Consider the following 18813-nt stretch of genomic DNA (forward strand, 5'->3'; position numbering starts at 1 on the left):
AAATCAAAATTGATCCCTGGGATTAACCAGCGACATATAGCAAGAAAAAGGGGTGTGTCTTTGCACACCCCTTCAATATCGGAAGATTATTTCATAGGAATGAATCCCATATTTTCTACAGTTTTCTGTCCTTCATCACCAAGAACGTAATCAAGGAAAGCCTGCTGTACATCTGTCGGATCACCAGAACCTACAAGAAGAAGTGGTCTCTGGATGATGTAAGATCCATCAAGAATGTTTTCTTTTGTTGCAGCAACACCGTTTACTTTCAGTGGAGTTACTTTTCCTTCATTCTGGTTAGCAACACCAAATGAAGCATATCCGATTGCGTACTGGTTATCAATGATATCCTGAACAAGTTCACCCATAGAAGAAGCCTGGATCGCATCCGCTTTTACTTCTGTGTCACCCATGATATTCTTCTGGAATACTTCGTGAGCTCCACCGTTGATATCACGTGTAATAACAACAACTTCTTCGTCAGGAAGAGATGAGTCAAGATCTTTCCATGTAGCATATTCGCCGGAGAAAAGTCCTACGATCTGTTCTGTTGTAAGGTTATCAAGAACATCATTTACCGGATTAGCCGGGTTTACTGCGATCGTCAGAGCATCGATACCAACCTGGTATTCTTTTTCATCTTTGATTGCTTCTTTTTCTTCATCCTTTACGCTTCTTGCAACCATACCAAATGTTGCAGTTCCATCGATAACGGCTTTGGTTCCCTGTCCGGATCCGCCTGCTGAAACGTAGATTGCGATATCTTCTTTTGGAAGAGATGAATCATATGCATCCCATGTTCCATAAGTATCAAAGAAAGTAGTAGCCATAGAAGTGATAACCGGTGCTAAAGTAGAAGATCCGTTAAATAAGATCTGGTTACTTTCTGTATCGGCAGAAGCTTCTGTCTTTGCACCCTCTTCTTTTTTGCTGTCAGCAGAATCTGACTTGCTGCTTCCGCATCCTACTGCCATAGATGATACCATAGCAAGTGTAAGAGCGATTGATAAAAATCTCTTTTTCATTGTATGTATTCCTCCCTGAATAAAATTTACATATCCAAAATATAAATTTAACATTCTTTCAATAAAATGTATGTTGCATTGACAACATTTTTTATAGATAATTTACATGAATGATATAGAATATATCTATATACTAAATATCTATGGAAGGAATGGGAAAGCCATGCTATACTGTACATACGAATATGTGTTTGGTTTTTATTCTACGGGAACTTCCTGTGAAATAAAAGGTATTGCGTGCTATAGGTGCACATTTTTTAAATTATGGAGGAATTCATGACGGAAGAAATTAAAAAGCTGATCATTTATACAAGAAAAATGAAGAAAAGGGAGCCGTTGTATCGGGACTACCCGGAGGAGTTCCGGGAAGAAATCCGGGGATATCTGGAAAGCAACCATATTTCCAGACTCTATGCACATCAGGTTGAGATGTTTGAGAAGGTCAGAGCCGGAGAAAATGTGGTTATTACGACTTCGACGGCAAGTGGAAAGACGCTTGCCTTTTTGCTCCCGGTATTGCAGGAAATTCTGGAAGACCCGCTGACACGTGCGATTTTTATTTACCCGACCAAGGCACTGGCAAGTGACCAGTACCGCGCGATGCAGTCGATTTTGAAATTTTTCGGAGAGGGAAGAGTTTCAGCAGGCGTGTACGATGGAGATACCAAACCTGCCGAGCGGACAAGGATCCGCAAGAGTGCAAATATTATCCTGACCAATCCGGAGATGCTGAACTCGGCATTCCTTCCGAATCACAGCAATTACGGGTTTGACGCGATTTTTGCAAATTTACGATATGTAGTGATCGATGAGCTTCATTCTTACCGCGGTGCTTTCGGAGCACATCTGGCAAATATTTTCCGGAGAATGCACCGGATTTGCCGGTATTACCATTCGAATCCGCATTTTCTGTGCAGCTCCGCGACGATCGCCAATCCGGTAGAGCTTGCCGAAAAAATCTGTGGAAGCGGATTTACGCTGATTGACCGGGATGGATCGCCGGCACCGGAGAAGGAATACTGTATTATCCAGCCGCCGGAGATCAAGGGGAATAATGACAAAGTATATGGAAGGATTGCGGCGTCAACCGTGGCAGCCGGACTGATACCGGAGCTGGTGGAAGAGGATCATCATTTTATCACCTTTGGACGATCCAGAAGAAATGTAGAAGTTATTCTAAAAGAAGCAAAGGATAAATTAGATGCTGCCGGATTTCTTGGAATGGCGCGGGTGGGCGGCAAGAATCCGGCAGATCTGATCGCAGGATACCGTGGCGGTTATACCCCGCTGGAGCGAAAAGAGATTGAGCGGAAGATGACGGAGGGAGAACTGACCGGGCTGGTATCGACGAATGCACTGGAGCTTGGGATCGACATCGGAAAGCTGGATGCAACTGTGATCGTCGGTTATCCGGGGACAAGGGCGTCCTTCTGGCAACAGAGTGGACGTGCCGGACGAAGTGGCAGTGCCTGTGTAAATTATCTGATCCTGGAAAATGAACCGTTTGACCAGTACATTGCCATCGATCCGGAATGGCTGTTCTCAAGAGAAAGTGAAAATGCGATCGTGGATCCGGACAATCTTCTGATCGAGCTTGCACATCTGCGCGCAGCGGCTGCTGAGATGCCACTTTCACTGGATGATATTGCGCTTTTTCCGGATCTTGGAGAAATGATCCCGGTGCTTTTAAGCGCCGGAGAAGTAAAAAGCCTCGCCGGAAGATTTGCCTGGGCGGGACCTGCATTTCCGGCAGGGGATTACAGCCTGCGTAATATGGACAAGACCAGGTTCAAGCTGCTCGCGCAAGAGGACGGACATGAGATCACGGAGATGGACGAATCCCAGGCATACCATGAGATCCATCCGGGTGCTGTATATATGCATGATGGTGCATCCTATGAGATCACGAAGATGGATCTGGTCAGCCGGACAGCTTACGCCATTCCGTTTACAGGGGATTATTATACGGTACCGGCAGGACAGGAAGAGACGCGTATCCTGCATGTATTTCAGGAGGATGCGTATCAGAGGACGGAAATCTGTTTTGGAGATATCAATGTAAACGAAATCATTGCTATGTACAAGAAACTGCAGTTCCATAACCATCAGAATCTGGGCTATGTGACGCTGACACAGCCGCTTCAGAAGGATTATGGAACGGAAAGCACCTGGCTTACGATGCCGGAGAATGTTGTCAGAGTCTACCGGAGTCTTCTTTTGCCAAATCGGATGGGAGAGCTGGTGCTGAACAATCATTTTGATGGAATGCAGTATGCGATCAAGAATGCGGTAATGATGGTGACGATGACGGAACGGGATGATATCGATGTGACCATGTCCAACAATGCGACCATTCCGGATGAGTTCCGGGAGGAAAAGGTGTCCCTCTTCATTTATGACAAATATGAGGGCGGACTTGGTTATTCGGAGAAGATCTATGATCTGATTCCGGAAATTCTGGAAAGTGCGATTAAAATGGTCAGCGGCTGTCCGTGTGAGGATGGCTGTCCGGCATGCGTAGGTGACTACAATCTGGATAAGAAGACGGTTCTGTGGGGACTTGATAATCTTCTGGAAGAGAGCGAACCGCCGGTTTATCTGAAGAAAAATATCAAAGAGCCACAGCCTGTGATCCGGAAAGAATTTTCTTTCTTCAATCTGCCGGATGAGTGGGAGAAGGTCTGTTATGCCGTGGTCAAAAATGGCGAGGCAGGCGGGCAGTTCCTGAAGACCATTAAAAAAGTCAGTACAGAAGGACACAAGCTGATCCTGACGATGGAAAATGAATTTTATGCAAAATGGCTGATGGAGCAGGATAACCTCCAAAGTCTGACCAATACCTTGCGGTATCATGTGATCTGTCCGGCGGATATGCAGATCCGGGTACGGTATGAAGCGAAAATGGATGAGCAGGAGAAAAAAGAACGACAGAAGAAGAGAGACCGTTTGCAAAGGCGATATGATGAACAGCTTGGAAATGAATAATATAGAAGAAATAAAAACTTTAAATCCTTACCAGCAGGAGGCGGTGCTGGATGAAAGCCCGGCATGTCTGGTAAATGCAAATGTAGGGAGCGGAAAGACAACAGTGCTGATCGAGAAAGTGCGGCATCTGCATGAGAAAAAGCAGGTTTCGTATGAGAAAATGGTAGTGCTTACCTTTACCAACAAGGCGGCAGATGAGATCGCAGAACGTCTATCCAGAAAAGAAGCAGAGCTTACGGAAGAAGAACTGTGGGGATTTGGAACCTTTCACAGTGTTGCCTTAAGGATTCTGCGAAGATTTCTTCCGGAAAAAGCAGAAGACGGAACAAAATTGGAAGAATGGAACCGGGAATTTACCGTTATCACACCGAAAGATGAAATGGAAATGGTGCTTGCCATCGCAAAAGAAGGCGGTTATAAGATCAAATACCAGAACCGTCTGAAAAAGCGGATGGAAGAGGATTACGCGGCATATCGGAAAGGAAGAACACAGGGAAAATACAAAGATGATCTGTTTCAGATCTTTCCGCTTCTTGAGAAGGCAAAAAGACAGCAGAATAAAATGTCTTTTGCAGATCTTCTGGAAGAAGGAACGCAGGTGGCAAAAGAGCAGGAAGAGGTGCTGGATCTTAAGTGGATCATTGTCGATGAGGTACAGGACAGTGACGAAAAACAGCTGGAATTTCTGGAGGCGTTAAAAGGCACACGGACTCACTTTTTTGCGGTGGGGGATCCGAATCAGGTGATCTACAGCTGGAGAGGAACCGGACCGAATATGTTCTTCCTGATCAAGCACAGATTTGGCGCAAAAGAACTGACTCTGCCGGTTAACTACCGGTCCGATGAAGTGATCCTGGAAGCGGCGAACCGTTTTCTTCAGTTTGGAGGAAAGATTGAGGGAAGTGGCGAAAGAGGGGAGAAGATTCTGGTAAGGAATCATTATGATCCATTTATCGAGGCAGAGTATCTGACAGAGCGGATCCGTGAGCTTCATGAGCAGGGACTTCCTTACCGGGAGATTGCGGTTTTCTACCGGGTGCAGAAGCAGGCAGAGATTCTGGAAAAAGTATTTGAAAGAGCAGAACTTCCTTATGTTCTTCCGGCAAAACAGAAAGAGGATGAGGATCCGGTTCCGGAAAGACCTCATATGATCCGGGAGTATGTTGCAGAAGGGAAGCTGAATGCGGTTTCAGGCGAACATATGATGGAAAAAGCGGCAGATACAGAACGACAGACGGAGGAAGAAGACGCAGTTCATCTTATGACACTGCATGCCTCAAAAGGTCTGGAATTTGACTATGTATTCATCATTGGAATGAATCAGGGACTGATCCCGCTTCGCTGCAAAAGCATAGAACAGGAAGAAGAGGAGCGCCGTCTGTTCTTCGTAGGACTGACCCGTGCAAGGAAGAATCTGGAACTTTCCTATTATACAAATCCGACGATCCCGGGGACATATGAGACACCAAGCAATTATCTGCGGATGCTGCCGGAGGAGCTGCTCGACTGGGAAGAAAAGCCGGGAAGTGAGTCGCGGAAAGCGAATCTGCAGAAACTGCGGAAAGAGACGCGGGAGCTGATCAGGGAGAAAAAGCAGGAGGAAGAAGAACAGAAAGAAACACGGAAGCCAGAGCGAAAAGGCAGACATCCGAAGTACGGGGAAGGGGAGATTATTTCTGAGGACGAGATGATGATCGAACTGGAATTTCCGGGATATGGGAAAAAACAATTTCTGAAAGCATTTGGCGAAGTGGAAGTTTTGAAAGGCTTATAGAAAATGGCAATACAAATTGTTTGCTGAAAGAATTTATCAATAAAATATTTTTTCATGAAAGGGCATATGGAAATGAATTTTTTTTCACCTCTATATGCCTTTTAAAAGAAAAGTGAATATTTATTCATAGAATTATCGCGATAATTTTATTATAATTTCAATAAATTTTATGAATATTTTATTTATTTCTAAGGAGGTAGCAATATGGATGCTATGAAAATCGCCAACAGTATACCGATGTGGATCGCCTGTGGAATCCCGGTAATACTCGTTATCGCACAGGCCCTGATCTTTGCAAAAAAATCTTATTCGGCAGGAAAGAAGATCGGACTTACAGAAAAACAGATGAAGAACGCAATCAAGAGCAGCGCGATCACTTCCATTGGACCATCTATTGTAATCTTAAGTGGAATGCTTTCCCTTCTGATCACTGTTGGAGGACCGATGGCGTGGATGAGACTTTCCCTGATCGGTTCCGTTATGTTTGAATCTATCGCAGCAGGTTTTGGTACTGCATCAGTTGGTGTACAGCTTGGAGCAGATACACTGACACCACTGGCACTTGATATGGCAGTATGGACCATGATCCTTGGATCGATCGGATGGATCATCTTTGCAACTATTTCTGCAAGCCGTATGGACAAGGTACAGCACAAAATTTCAGGTGGAGATCCGGCAAAACTGATGGCAATTTCAAGTGCGGCTATCATTGGTGCATTTAGTTCAATGTCATCTTCTCATCTGATCAAGCTGAATAAAAACTCAGTTGCCTGCGTACTTGGAGCTGTATTTATGGCAATACTTTTAACCATTTCAGAAAAAAAGAATATCAAGTGGCTGAAAGAATGGAATCTTACGATTTCAATTCTGGCAGCAATGATCATCACAGCCGTGATTTAAAGGAGGAGCGAACATGGAAAAAAAAGGTTTTTATGAAGGCGAATATATGCCGCAGATGCATAAGATTGGTAAACTTACCGGATTGCTTGGAGCTGTATTATCTTTCCTGCCGGCACTTGTACTGGCAGTTGTGTACGGACTTCTTCCAAAACCTGCTGCACTTGCCACCGCATTTATTTCTGCAGCAAGTGCATTCGGATTTCTCTGGGTTGTAGAACCGATTTCTTACTTTACCGTACTTGGTCCGGTAGGTACATACATGGCATTTTTGTCAGGAAATATTTCCAATATGCGAGTTCCTTGTGCCGGTATGGCTCAGGTCGCAGCTGACGTTGAACCAGGAACAGAAAAAGGTTCGATCGTTTCAGTAATCGGTATGGCGACATCCATCGTCATCAACGTATCTGTGCTGACGATCGGAGTTATCCTCGGAAGCTCTGTACTTTCAGCAATGCCGGCAAGTGTGATAGAGGCATTGAATTATCTGCTTCCGGCACTGTTTGGTGCCCTGCTTATGCAGTTTGGACTGAAAAGAATCAAATTTGCAGGTGGTATGCTTGCATTTGCAATTCTCATTGGTATTGCAATTAACGCAGGTCTTTTCAACTGGCTTCCGGGAGCAGCAAACTATCTGACAACTCTTGCAAGTGTATTTGCAGCAATCGGTGTAACACTTGCAACTTATGGAAAGAAAAAAGAAGCCGGAAAGTAAGAATAGTGTATAATTGGATGGAAAAGGAGAGGTAGATATGACGAAAAAAGAGATGCTTGGGCAGATGGAGGAACTTAGGTCTACCTGCGTGGACATCTGCACTAATTTATGGAATAATCCTGAGAGTGGCGGGAATGAGCAGAAGTCAGCGGATATGATCCGTGAGCTTCTTCATCATGAAGGATTTGTGATTGTAAATGAAGAACATCTTCCACATGCGTTTTATGCAGAATATGGAAGTGGCAAACCGGTGATCGCTGTTCTTGGAGAATATGATGCGCTTCCGGGACTTTCACAGAAATGCCAGATCACGAAAGAGCCGGTAACACCGGGAGCAGCAGGACATGGATGTGGACATAACCTTCTGGGCGCAGGGGCTGTGACAGGAGCGATCATGATCAAACGGTTTCTTGAGCAGGAAGGAATTCCGGGAACCTTAAGATTCTATGGATGCCCGGAAGAAGAATTGCTAAGTGGAAAAGTAAAAATGGCATATTATCATATGTTTGACGGATGCGATATGGCACTGAGCTGGCACCCGATGTCTGCAAACATGATTTATGATGAAGGATATCTGGCGAGTGCATCTGCGAAGTTTTATTTCAAAGGAAAAACTTCACATGCAGCATTTGCACCGGAAAGAGGGCGGAGTGCGCTTGACGCAGTGGAACTTATGAGTGTAGGCGCCAACTATTTAAGAGAGCATGTAGTTGACAAGGCAAGAATCCACTATACTACAGACAGTGGCGGATTTTCACCGAATATCGTGCCGGATAAAGCAAGTGCATGGTATTTTACAAGGGCTCCGCACATCAGCGATGTAAAAGACATTCTCCGCAGACTGACACTTGTGGCAAAAGGTGCTGCAATGATGACAGAGACGGAGGTTGAGACCAAAATTGAATATGGCTGCTGCGATATGGTCAGCGAAAAATCATTTGCAGATCTGACATGGAAGAATCTGCAGGAGGTCGGAACACCAACTTATACGGAAGAGGAAATGGAATTTGCAAGACAGTTGCAGGCTACCGTTGATCCGGCTATCAAAGATAGAGATCAGAGAATGTATGAAGCAAAAGAAAAGGCATTAGCAGATGGTGTTGTTTCCAGAAATGCCTGGGAAAAAGCACCGCTTACTGCTTCTTCGGACAGTGGAGATGTGAGCCAGATGATGCCGATGAACCTCTTTACTGCAGTTTGCTGGCCGGTTGGTGTTGCACCGCATACCTGGCAGAGCTGTGCATCTGCCGGAAGCACGATCGGACAGAAAGGTGCATTTTACGCAGCAAAAGTCATTGCAGCAACAGCATATGACCTGTATACACAGCCGGAACTGCGAAAAGAAATTCAGGACGAATTCGATGCGCAGGACAGAGAACCATATGCACCGATGTATGACGGTGAATAAAAACAAGAAAAAGTAAAGAAAAAAGATCCCGGAGCCGTGAGGTTTCCGGGATTTTTATGAGGAAAAAAAGTAAGTGTGTGACTGGATTTGACAAGAATTTTCATGGATGTTACACTGAGAAAATAGGAGAAAAACAGACTGTGTGAGGGGGATAAGTGCAGTCAGGCAGGAGACAGAAATGGGTATCGCAATACAGGAATTATTATCGCAGGAATATTTTAAGGATTTTTACGTTCTGGCGGGGGCAAAGGGACTGCACCGTGAGATCCAGGGGATCACAGTTATGGAGGCACCGGATGCATTCCACTGGACAAAAGGGAAGGAACTGGTACTTTCATCAGGGTACGTTATTGCAAAGGAACCGGATTGTATTGAAAAAGCGTTCCGGGAGGGAAGTGTCCAGAAATCAGCGGGAATGATGATCAAAAGAGAACGATATCTGGAGAAGATACCGGAGGAGATACTGGAGCTTTTTGAACAGTATGAGGTGCCCCTTATCTCCATGCCATTTTCAGCACCATGGATGGAAGTGATGAGCCAGATTAATACTGCTGTGCTGAACCGGACCATACGCAGGCTGCGGATCAATACCAGTCATATGACATTTCAAATGTCGAATTTTTCATATAAAGAGCAGAAGATCAAGCGGATCCTGCAGGCGATGGAGGCTGAGATGGGTTTCCCGGCATTTTTATATGATTTTGTAGAAGAAGAGGCGTATTACAGTTCGATGAATTTTCAGAAGATAGCGAAAGGATTCGGACTTGAAACAGAGGATTTCTGGGAGCCGTCAATGCCGTATACCCGGCATACGCTTTGTGATTACATGGACATGGTGAGATACCGTCTTGTGAATCAGAGTCACCAGGAGGGACCGAGAATCAGCTGGATACGGGTCCCGATTTCTGTAAATGGAAGTGTACAGGCGTATTTTGCCGTGATGGAAGCGCGGGAATTCCTGGATTATTATGATGAGTACAGTATCCGGATTGCCTATCTGATGCTGCAGGGATTATATGAGCAGATCGTAGCGGCACAGAACATGGGAAATATCGGATTTGAGAACTTTGTATTATACGCTTTGAGTGCAACGGAAGATGATACACAGAAGATGATGTTTCAGGCGAATGTACAGGGAATTTCCATGAGTACAAAATACAGGTATGTATTGTTCCGGCGCGCGGACAATCAGGAAGAACTTCCAAACCGGAGAAAAGAGATCCTTGAGGCTTACAGGAAAAGCAGTCTGATCAAATATGCCAGAATCGCAATGATCGGAGAAAATGTGGGAATTCTTTTTTTGGAAGACAGAGAAGAAGACTGGGAGAAAGGTCATATCCTTGCACTTCTGGAAGAATTCCGGAGAAGAGTTCTGAAGAGCTGTCCGGAGACGGCACTGGAATTTGGTTATTCACTGGATGCCGCTTCTCTTGGGCATATCCATCAGAGCATAGAGAAATGCCAGAAAGCACTGAATATGGGGAAAATGATTTATCCAAGCCTTTTTGCATGGGAGTATTCTCAGCTTGGTGCACTTGCATGGCTGGATATTCCGGAAGAAGAGCTTACTCATATGCTCTCGGCTTACAGTGTACTCCTGAAAGATGAAAAGAATATCGAGCTTTTAAAGACTTTAAAAGTATATCTGGAAAATAATATGAACTACAGCGCAACAGCTGAAAAATTATATGTACATATCAATACGATCAGGAAGAGGATCGACAAGGTAAACGAACTTCTGCAGATTGACTGGAGCGATAATATTGCACGGATGAATGCAGAGCTTTTACTGCGCTTTTTGAATCTGGAAGAAAAAATTTAACGTTTCCTTGAACAAGAATTGATGATTTTCAGGGCAAAAGATGATACAATATATATTGTGTGAAAAAAAAGACAAAAAGGGAGATGCCTATGCCAAAGAAACAGAAGGCAAAGATAAAGCAGAAAAATAAGTGCCCTGAAAAGCTGATCCGGACAGAGGCTGCAAAAGAGATTGCAGAGATAGACCGTTCGCTTCAGGATCAGAAGTATCAGCTCAGATGCAGAGCTGCAATCGATCTTCTTACAGCAAAGTTGAATATGATAAATGCAGATCTTTCGCGCAAGAAACGCCATGTTGTGATCAACCAGATCAGCAGCAGAGTGAAGACGGCAGAGAGTATTTATACAAAACTGATCCGGAAAGGCCTGGAGCCGGATTTTGACACGGCAAGAGCAGAACTGAAGGATTTGATCGGAATCCGCGTGGTCTGTCCATTTGAAGATGAAGTGTACGAGGTCGCAGACCGTCTGAAAGCGCAGGGAGATGTACAGATCATCCGTGAGAAAGATTATATTAAGAATCCCAAAAAGAACGGATACAAGAGTCTTCACATGATCGTGGAGGTCCCAATTTATTCATCCAAAGGACCACTGAAGGAAAAGGTGGAGATCCAACTCCGTACGGTGGCAATGGATTACTGGTCTGTGCTTGAGTACCAGATATTTTATAAGAAGACAGAGAATGAAGAGGTTGCAAAGGAATTAAAAACCTATGCAGATGAAATTTCTGAGCTGGATGCAAAAATGCTGAAACTCAGGGATAAGATTGAAAAAATGTAGTAGAAACACAGGGAAAGAATGTGCGAAGGCGCATTCTTTTTTTGATACAATCAGGAAATCAATTGCATAGGCATTCCAGTTAGGTTATAATCTAGTACAGTATGGACAGATAAATTACAGAATGGATATGAGGAAATACCATGAAAATGATCAAGACAGATAAACTTGTATTTGAATATGCAAAGCGTGACGAAGAAGGTAATATTATAGGGAAAAGCCGCGCTATTGATGAGGTATCGCTGGATATCGAGCCGGGACAGTTTATTGCGATCCTGGGGCATAATGGCTCTGGGAAGTCTACACTTGCAAAGCATATGAATGCCCTGCTGGTTCCGTCTGACGGAACCATGTGGGTAGACGGAATGGACACGAAGGAAGAAGAACATCTGTGGGATGTACGTCAGAGCGCCGGAATGGTATTCCAGAATCCGGATAATCAAATCATAGGAACGGTCGTTGAGGAAGACGTGGGATTTGGTCCGGAGAACCTGGGCGTGCCGACAGAGGAGATCTGGCAGAGAGTGGAAGACAGCCTGAAAGCGGTTGGGATGATTGAATACCGTCACCATTCACCGAATAAATTGTCCGGGGGGCAAAAGCAGAGGGTTGCGATCGCCGGTGTCATGGCAATGCGTCCAAAGTGTATTGTACTGGATGAGCCAACTGCGATGCTGGATCCGAATGGAAGAAAAGAAGTACTTCGAAGTGTGATGGAGCTGAGAAAAAGAGAACACATTACAGTGATTCTGATCACCCATTATATGGAAGAGGTTGTAGATGCAGACCACGTATTCGTAATGGATCATGGTCATGTAGTAATGCAGGGAACACCGAGAGAAATCTTTTCACAGGTGGATACTTTAAAGCACTACAGACTGGATGTGCCGCAGGTGACGATCCTTGCTGATGAACTGAGAAAAAGAGGACTTGATATTCCGGCGGGAGTTTTGAAGAAGGAAGAATTGGTGGAGATATTATGTCGATTAAATTAGAACATATCAATTATGTATACAGTGAAGGAACTGCATATGAAAAGCATGCGCTGAAGGATGTATCCCTGGAAATCCCACACGGTGAATTTGTCGGGATCATTGGTCACACCGGCTCCGGTAAATCGACACTGATCCAGCACCTGAACGGACTGATCAAGGCGACAAGCGGAGCACTTTATTACAACGGAGAGAATATTTACGGAGAAAACTATAACTTACGTGAGCTGCGAAATCAGGTCGGGCTGGTCTTTCAGTATCCGGAGCATCAGCTTTTTGAGGTCAATGTACTTCAGGATGTCTGTTTTGGACCGAAGAATCAGGGACTTTCACCGGAAGAATGTGAAAAGCGGGCAAGAGAGGCGTTGCAGCTTGTTGGTCTCAAAGAAAAATATTTCGATCATTCCCCGTTTGATCTGTCAGGCGGGCAGAAAAGACGTGCAGCGATCGCAGGTGTACTGGCAATGCGTCCGAAGGTACTGGTTCTGGATGAACCGACTGCAGGACTGGATCCGAAGGGAAGAGATGAGATCCTGGATCAGATTGCCTATCTGCACGAAAAAGCAGACATGACTGTCATTCTAGTTTCCCACAGTATGGAAGATATTGCAAAATATGTGGATCGTATTATTGTGATGAATAAAGGCAGCGTCATGTTTAATGATGTGCCAAAGAAAGTGTTTGCACACTACAAAGAACTGGAGAGTGTGGGACTTGCGGCACCACAGGTAACGTACATCATGCATGCGCTGAAGGAAAAGGGAATGGATGTTCCGACAGATGCAACCACGATAGAAGAAGCAGCGGATGGCATTATGAAAGCACTGAAGAAGGAGAGGGCAGCCAAATGATTCGAGACATAACGATTGGACAATATTATCCGGCTGACAGCCGTATCCATAAGCTGGATCCGCGTGTGAAGATTGTATGCACACTGCTGTATCTGATTTCTCTTTTTACATTTAAAAGTATTTTGGGATATGTACTTGCGACTGTGTTCCTGTTTGGATGCATTAAGCTGGCGAAGGTACCGTTCAAATTCATTGTCAGAGGACTGAAGCCAATTATCATTCTGCTTCTGATCACAGTATGTTTCAACTTATTTCTGACACCGGGCGGAAAGACATTGGTCCATGTGGGCTTTATCAAGATCACGGAGTACGGCTTAAGCACAGCGGTTTATATGGCGATCCGGCTGATCTATCTGATTATGGGATCCTCACTTATGACACTGACAACTACACCGAATTCACTGACAGATGGTCTGGAGAAGCTTCTTCGCCCATTGAATAAGCTCCATGTACCGGTACATGAGATTTCGATGATGATGTCGATCGCACTTCGTTTTATTCCGATCCTTCTGGAGGAAACGGATAAGATCATGAAGGCACAGATTGCCAGAGGTGCGGATATGGAAAGTGGAAATCTGATCCAGAAGGCAAAGGCAATGATTCCGATCCTGGTTCCGCTCTTTGTATCCGCATTCCGCCGTGCCAATGATCTTGCAATGGCAATGGAAGCAAGATGTTATCGCGGCGGCAATGGCAGAACCAAGATGAAACCTCTGATTTATAAGAGTGCTGACCACATGGCATACCTGATTACGATCCTGTATGTTGTGATCGCATTTGTTGTTGGAAGATATGTTCCATTCAAGCTGTGGATCTTTTAAGGAGTCATAAGATGAGAAGAATCAGATTAACAGTGGCTTATGATGGAACAAATTATTGTGGCTGGCAGATCCAGCCAAATGGAATTACGATCGAGGAAGTGCTGAATAAGGCAATCTGTAAGCTCACCGGAGAAGAGATTCAGGTGATAGGGGCGAGCCGGACGGATTCCGGGGTTCATGCAAGAGGAAATATTGCTGTGTTTGACACGGAAAGCAGAATACCGGCAGAACGTTTTTCTTATGCCCTGAATCAGCGTCTTCCGAAAGATATTGTAGTTGTAAAATCAGATGAGGTGGATCTTAACTGGCATCCGCGTTATCAGGATACTCTGAAAACCTATGAATATCACATCATCAATACAAAAGTGCCGATTCCGACAGAGAGGCTTTATAATTACTTTGTAAGTTTTGATCTGGACATGGAGCAGATGAGGCGGGGAGCGGCTTATCTGGTAGGAGAACACGATTTTGCACCATTTTGCTGTATCCGTACTAATGCAAAGACAACGGTGCGGACAATCACGGATTTGCAGATTCTGCAAAGCGGAGAGCATATTACGATCCGGATTACGGGAAATGGATTTTTGTATAACATGGTGCGCATCATAGCCGGAGTACTGGTGCGTGTCGGAAGAGGATTTTACGAACCGGAAAAGGTAAAGGAACTTTTGGAAGGCGGAGAAAGAACCAGGGAAGCGGTCACGGCACCGCCGCAAGGACTCTGCCTGATGGAAATCAGCTATTAGAATGAAGAATAGTGCATGAGTCTGCTTTTTAGGCAGGCTCATTTTTTTAACAGGAAATTCCGAATAGAAGGTACTACATATCGGAGGAATTTTTGCGATAGAAAAAAACTATAGAGAAGTTAACCTATTTGGATAAACAATAAGTAAAACAGGCAGTTTTATTGAAGAAATATTGTGAAAATGTTATCCTAATAATCAGAGGCATTTTGGGAAAACAGCATAGAAACATCATGTCATTAAAGAGAGAAAAGGGAAAAAATATGAATTATGTAGGAATTGATATCGGATCAACAGCATCCAAGGTTGTTGTTGAAGGAGATAAGAAAGAACATTTCGTACTGCCGACAGGATGGAGCAGCAAAGAGACGTGCGAAAAGATCAAGAATAAGCTGCTTGAGATGGGGATAGATGTTACCTCAGATGATACAAAGGTAGTTGCTACAGGATATGGAAGAATCGCAGTTGATTTTGCAGATCATGTAATTACAGAGATTACCTGCCATGCCAGAGGTGGGCGTGAGCTTGCAGGGGGGGACTGTTCGATCATTGATGTGGGAGGACAGGATACGAAGGTGATCGTTGTACAGAATGGAATGGTAGCCGATTTCCAGATGAATGATAAATGTTCGGCGGGAACCGGAAAGTTTCTGGAGATCATGGCGAACCGCCTGGGTGTTACGATCAATGAATTATTTGATATGGCGGCAGCAGGAGAAGTTATTCCGATCAGCTCACTTTGTACGGTATTTGCCGAATCTGAGGTGATCAACTATATCGGAGAAGGAAAAAAGCGTGAAGATATCGCGGCCGGAGTTGTAGATTCTGTTGCCAATAAAGTAGTGCAGCTTGCGCAGAAAAAGGAACTTGGAGACAGAGTGATCCTGACCGGAGGACTCAGTCACAGCATTTATTTCACAGGAATCCTGTCAGACAAGCTGGATCAGAAAGTGGAATCAGAAGAGTTTGGTCGTTTTGCGGGGGCATACGGGGCAGCACTTCTTGCCAGAGAAAAGAAAGACAAAAGGAGATAATGAAGATGGAACTGATTAAAGATTTGCCAGAGGTATTTGAAGAATTTGCGGAGCAGAGACAGAAATCATTTCTGGCTGTTAAGGAACTGAAAGAAAAAGGTGTTCCGGTTGTGGGATCTTACTGTACATATTTCCCGAAAGAGATTGCAATGGCGATGGGAGCAGGATGTGTAAGCCTTTGCTCGACTTCGGACGAGACGATTCCGGAGGCAGAAAAGGATCTTCCGAAGAATCTCTGTCCGCTGATCAAATCAAGTTATGGATTTGCAAAGACAGACAAATGTCCATTCTTCTATTTCTCAGACGTAGTAGTTGGGGAAACAACCTGTGATGGAAAGAAGAAGATGTATGAATATATGTCAGAATTCAAAGATGTATTTATCATGGAACTTCCGAATAGCCAGAGAGAACCGGGACTTCAGCTCTGGAAAGGCGAGATCATCCGTTTCAAGGAATATCTGGAACAGAAATTTGGCGTGACGATCACGGAAGAGCAGATCCGTGAAGCTGTAAAGACAGAGAATCAGGCACGCCAGTCCTTAAAGAAACTTTATGAAGTGATGAAACATGATCCGGCTCCGATCAAAGGACAGGATCTGTTCAAAGTTCTGTACGGAAGCACCTTCAAATTTGACCGTTCCCTGATCCCGGGCGAAGTGGATGCTCTTACTGCGAAGATTGAAAAAGAATATGCAGAAGGCAAGATGGAAGAGAAGAAACCGCGTATTCTGATCACAGGATGTCCAATCGGAGGAGCAACTGAAAAAGTGATCCGAGCAGTAGAAGACAATGGTGGTATTGTTGTAACTTTTGAAAATTGCAGCGGTGCAAAATCCATTGACAAGCTGGTAGACGAGGACGCAGAAGATATCTACGATGCAATCGCAAGAAGATACCTCAGCATTGGATGCTCTGTTATGACGCCGAACCCGAATCGTCTGGAGCTTCTTGGAAGACTGATCGATGAATATCAGGTAGACGGTGTAGTGGATATGATTCTTCAGGCATGTCATACTTACAATGTGGAGACCAATACGATCCGCAAGTTTGTGACAGGTGAAAAGGGAATTCCGTATATCAGTGTGGAAACCGATTACTCTCAGGCAGACATCGGACAGCTGAACACCAGACTTGCTGCATTTGTTGAGATGCTGTAAATGGAGAGTATGACAAAGAAAAATGAGTTTCAGTTCCGCAGGGCGAATGAGGAGGATCTTCCTGAAATTTGTCGTATGGTAAAGCTTGCCGGAGAAATTGTTCCCGTGAAAGAATGGTTTGAGGCAGAGAATGAAGAATTTCTTGCAAAGCATATCCGCGAGGAAGGATTTACCCTCTTGGCAAAGAAGAATGGACAGACTGTAGCGATCATGATTGTCCGTATTCCCGGAATGGCAGAGGACAACCTGGGAGAATATCTGAAGATTTCCAAGGAAGAAATGAAGCGGGTTGCGCATCTGGAGATTGCTGTTGTGGAACCGGGGTATCAAGGATACGGACTGCAATATGAGCTTTTCTGTCAGGCAGAAGAAATCGTAAAAAATAAGCAGATGCGGTATCTGATGGCAACAGTTCATCCGGATAATATATATAGTTTTCGCAATATGGAAAAGCTTGGAATGAAGACAGTTCTCGAGACAAAGAAGTATGGCGGGAAACGAAGATATGTTATGAGTAAAACATTAGAATCTTAGAAAGAAACGAAAGAGCTTATGGAAAATGTAATGGCACATTTTCCATAAGCTCTTTTTGAATACAAGTATGAATTGTAAAATGAGAAAGTTTCTTAACTAACAACTTCAATGTTGACATACTAACTTGCGGTAATATAAACTATTCTAAGTTAGAGAATACAAACAAGAGGAAACAGAATGAAATTCAAAAATAAAATCATTGTGGTCTGTCTGTGCGCATCTGTATTTGCGAGTGGATGCGGTCAAGGTGGTCAGAATACAACAAAGAGTAAAAATAGTGAAGGAACAGCCAGTTCGAAGGAAAGTACAGAACGAACCTCTCAGGATAATGAGGCATCAAAAGACATTTTTGCAATGGATACCTATATGACAGTGACAGCATATGGAGAAAAAGCACAGGATGCGGTGGATGCCGCTGAAGCAGAGATTGAAAGATTAGATACACTTTTATCAACGGGAAATGCAGACAGTGAGATTGCGAAACTGAATGAACAGAAAAGTGCAGCACTTTCAGAAGATGGCGGATATCTTGTGAAGCGCGCACTGGAACTGAATAAGGAAACGGATGGGGCATTTGATATCGCAATTTATCCGGTTATGGAGGCGTGGGGATTTCCGACACAGAATTTCCGTGTCCCGTCAGCTGACGAACTGACAGGTCTTCTGAAGCATGTGGATGCAGCGAAGATCTCATACGATAAGGATACAAGAGAAATCTCTTTTGAAGATGACCAGATGAAAATCGACCTTGGAGGAATTGCAAAAGGCTATACTTCCTCGCGGATTATGGATATTTTCAAAGAAAACGGGATTACAAGTGGTCTGGTAAATCTGGGTGGAAATGTACAGGCACTCGGAACCAAGACAGACGGAAGCAACTGGCGGGTTGCGGTACAGAGTCCGGACGACACAGAGGATTATCTGGGAGTTTTATCCATTCGGGATAAAGCGGTGATCACATCTGGTGGATATGAACGCTATTTTGAACAGGATGGTGTGACCTATCATCACATTATTGATCCAAAGACCGGATATCCGGCAGAGAACGGACTAGTATCTGTCACGATCGTAAGCTCGGACGGAACCCTTGCAGACGGACTTTCTACCTCCCTTTTTATCATGGGAGAAGAAAAAGCGGCAGAGTTCTGGAAGGCGCACAGTGATGAGTTTGAGGCGATCCTTGAGACAGATGACGGAACGATTTATGTGACAGAAGGTCTGAAAGACAGCTTTACAACGGATCTTGACATGAAGGTTATTACGAAATAATTTGCGTGAA

At 44.4% G+C, this 18813-nt stretch carries 16 protein-coding genes; 15 read left to right on the forward strand and 1 reads right to left on the reverse strand.

The features are described 5' to 3' along the window. Positions 1–86: 86 nt before the first annotated feature. The gene (locus PG840_RS10115; protein WP_118198728.1) at positions 87–1025 is read right to left on the reverse strand and encodes a phosphate ABC transporter substrate-binding protein; all 939 of its coding nucleotides are present in this window, start codon (positions 1023–1025) and stop codon (positions 87–89) included. Positions 1026–1301: 276 nt separating this feature from the next. Here PG840_RS10115 and PG840_RS10120 point away from each other — a divergent pair, with 276 nt between their 5' ends. The 15 genes from PG840_RS10120 to PG840_RS10190 all read left to right on the forward strand — a co-directional run bounded on the left by PG840_RS10120 (position 1302) and on the right by PG840_RS10190 (position 18803). Continuing rightward, positions 1302–4010, forward strand: coding sequence for a DEAD/DEAH box helicase (locus PG840_RS10120; protein ID WP_270613599.1), 2709 nt, complete (start codon positions 1302–1304; stop codon positions 4008–4010). After that, positions 3931–5784 (forward strand): ATP-dependent helicase, encoded by a 1854-nt coding sequence (locus tag PG840_RS10125; RefSeq protein ID WP_330674126.1) that lies wholly within the window; start codon positions 3931–3933, stop codon positions 5782–5784. Before PG840_RS10120 ends, PG840_RS10125 begins: the two co-directional genes overlap by 80 nt. Before the next feature lie 204 nt (positions 5785–5988). Beyond that, entirely contained in the window at positions 5989–6684 is a 696-nt protein-coding gene (locus PG840_RS10130) for a DUF5058 family protein (protein WP_008373153.1), read from the forward strand. Between the two features lie 13 nt (positions 6685–6697). Beyond that, positions 6698–7396 carry a hypothetical protein gene (locus PG840_RS10135; protein ID WP_270613600.1) on the forward strand — a complete coding sequence of 233 codons (699 nt, stop codon included), beginning with the start codon at positions 6698–6700 and terminating at the stop codon, positions 7394–7396. A gap of 37 nt (positions 7397–7433) precedes the next feature. Continuing rightward, positions 7434–8804, forward strand: coding sequence for an amidohydrolase (locus tag PG840_RS10140; RefSeq protein WP_195367946.1), 1371 nt, complete (start codon positions 7434–7436; stop codon positions 8802–8804). A gap of 178 nt (positions 8805–8982) precedes the next feature. Continuing rightward, positions 8983–10626 carry a PucR family transcriptional regulator gene (locus PG840_RS10145; RefSeq protein WP_270613601.1) on the forward strand — a complete coding sequence of 548 codons (1644 nt, stop codon included), beginning with the start codon at positions 8983–8985 and terminating at the stop codon, positions 10624–10626. Positions 10627–10715: 89 nt separating this feature from the next. Continuing rightward, a complete protein-coding gene (locus PG840_RS10150) occupies positions 10716–11405 on the forward strand; it encodes a GTP pyrophosphokinase (protein WP_022220798.1) in 690 nt (229 codons plus the stop codon). A 140-nt stretch (positions 11406–11545) separates the two neighbouring features. Further along, positions 11546–12397, forward strand: coding sequence for an energy-coupling factor transporter ATPase (locus PG840_RS10155; RefSeq protein ID WP_118217488.1), 852 nt, complete (start codon positions 11546–11548; stop codon positions 12395–12397). After that, entirely contained in the window at positions 12382–13245 is an 864-nt protein-coding gene (locus tag PG840_RS10160; protein WP_022220797.1) for an energy-coupling factor transporter ATPase, read from the forward strand. The genes PG840_RS10155 and PG840_RS10160 overlap by 16 nt, the downstream gene beginning before the upstream one ends. Beyond that, positions 13242–14066 carry an energy-coupling factor transporter transmembrane component T family protein gene (locus PG840_RS10165; protein WP_270613602.1) on the forward strand — a complete coding sequence of 275 codons (825 nt, stop codon included), beginning with the start codon at positions 13242–13244 and terminating at the stop codon, positions 14064–14066. Before PG840_RS10160 ends, PG840_RS10165 begins: the two co-directional genes overlap by 4 nt. An 11-nt stretch (positions 14067–14077) precedes the next feature. Further along, positions 14078–14812 (forward strand): tRNA pseudouridine(38-40) synthase TruA, encoded by a 735-nt coding sequence (truA, locus tag PG840_RS10170; protein WP_270613603.1) that lies wholly within the window; start codon positions 14078–14080, stop codon positions 14810–14812. A gap of 260 nt (positions 14813–15072) precedes the next feature. After that, on the forward strand, positions 15073–15843 hold the full coding sequence (locus PG840_RS10175; protein WP_117557240.1) for an acyl-CoA dehydratase activase: 771 nt from the start codon (positions 15073–15075) through the stop codon (positions 15841–15843). Between the two features lie 5 nt (positions 15844–15848). Beyond that, entirely contained in the window at positions 15849–17000 is a 1152-nt protein-coding gene (locus PG840_RS10180) for a double-cubane-cluster-containing anaerobic reductase (RefSeq protein ID WP_270205732.1), read from the forward strand. Further along, entirely contained in the window at positions 17001–17534 is a 534-nt protein-coding gene (locus tag PG840_RS10185) for a GNAT family N-acetyltransferase (protein ID WP_270613604.1), read from the forward strand. Positions 17535–17711: 177 nt separating this feature from the next. Next, entirely contained in the window at positions 17712–18803 is a 1092-nt protein-coding gene (locus PG840_RS10190; RefSeq protein WP_270613605.1) for an FAD:protein FMN transferase, read from the forward strand. Positions 18804–18813: the final 10 nt, after the last annotated feature.

The organism is Coprococcus sp. AM97-35 (genome assembly GCF_027697525.1).
In the GTDB taxonomy this organism is placed as follows: Bacteria; Bacillota; Clostridia; order Lachnospirales; family Lachnospiraceae; genus Allocoprococcus; species Allocoprococcus comes.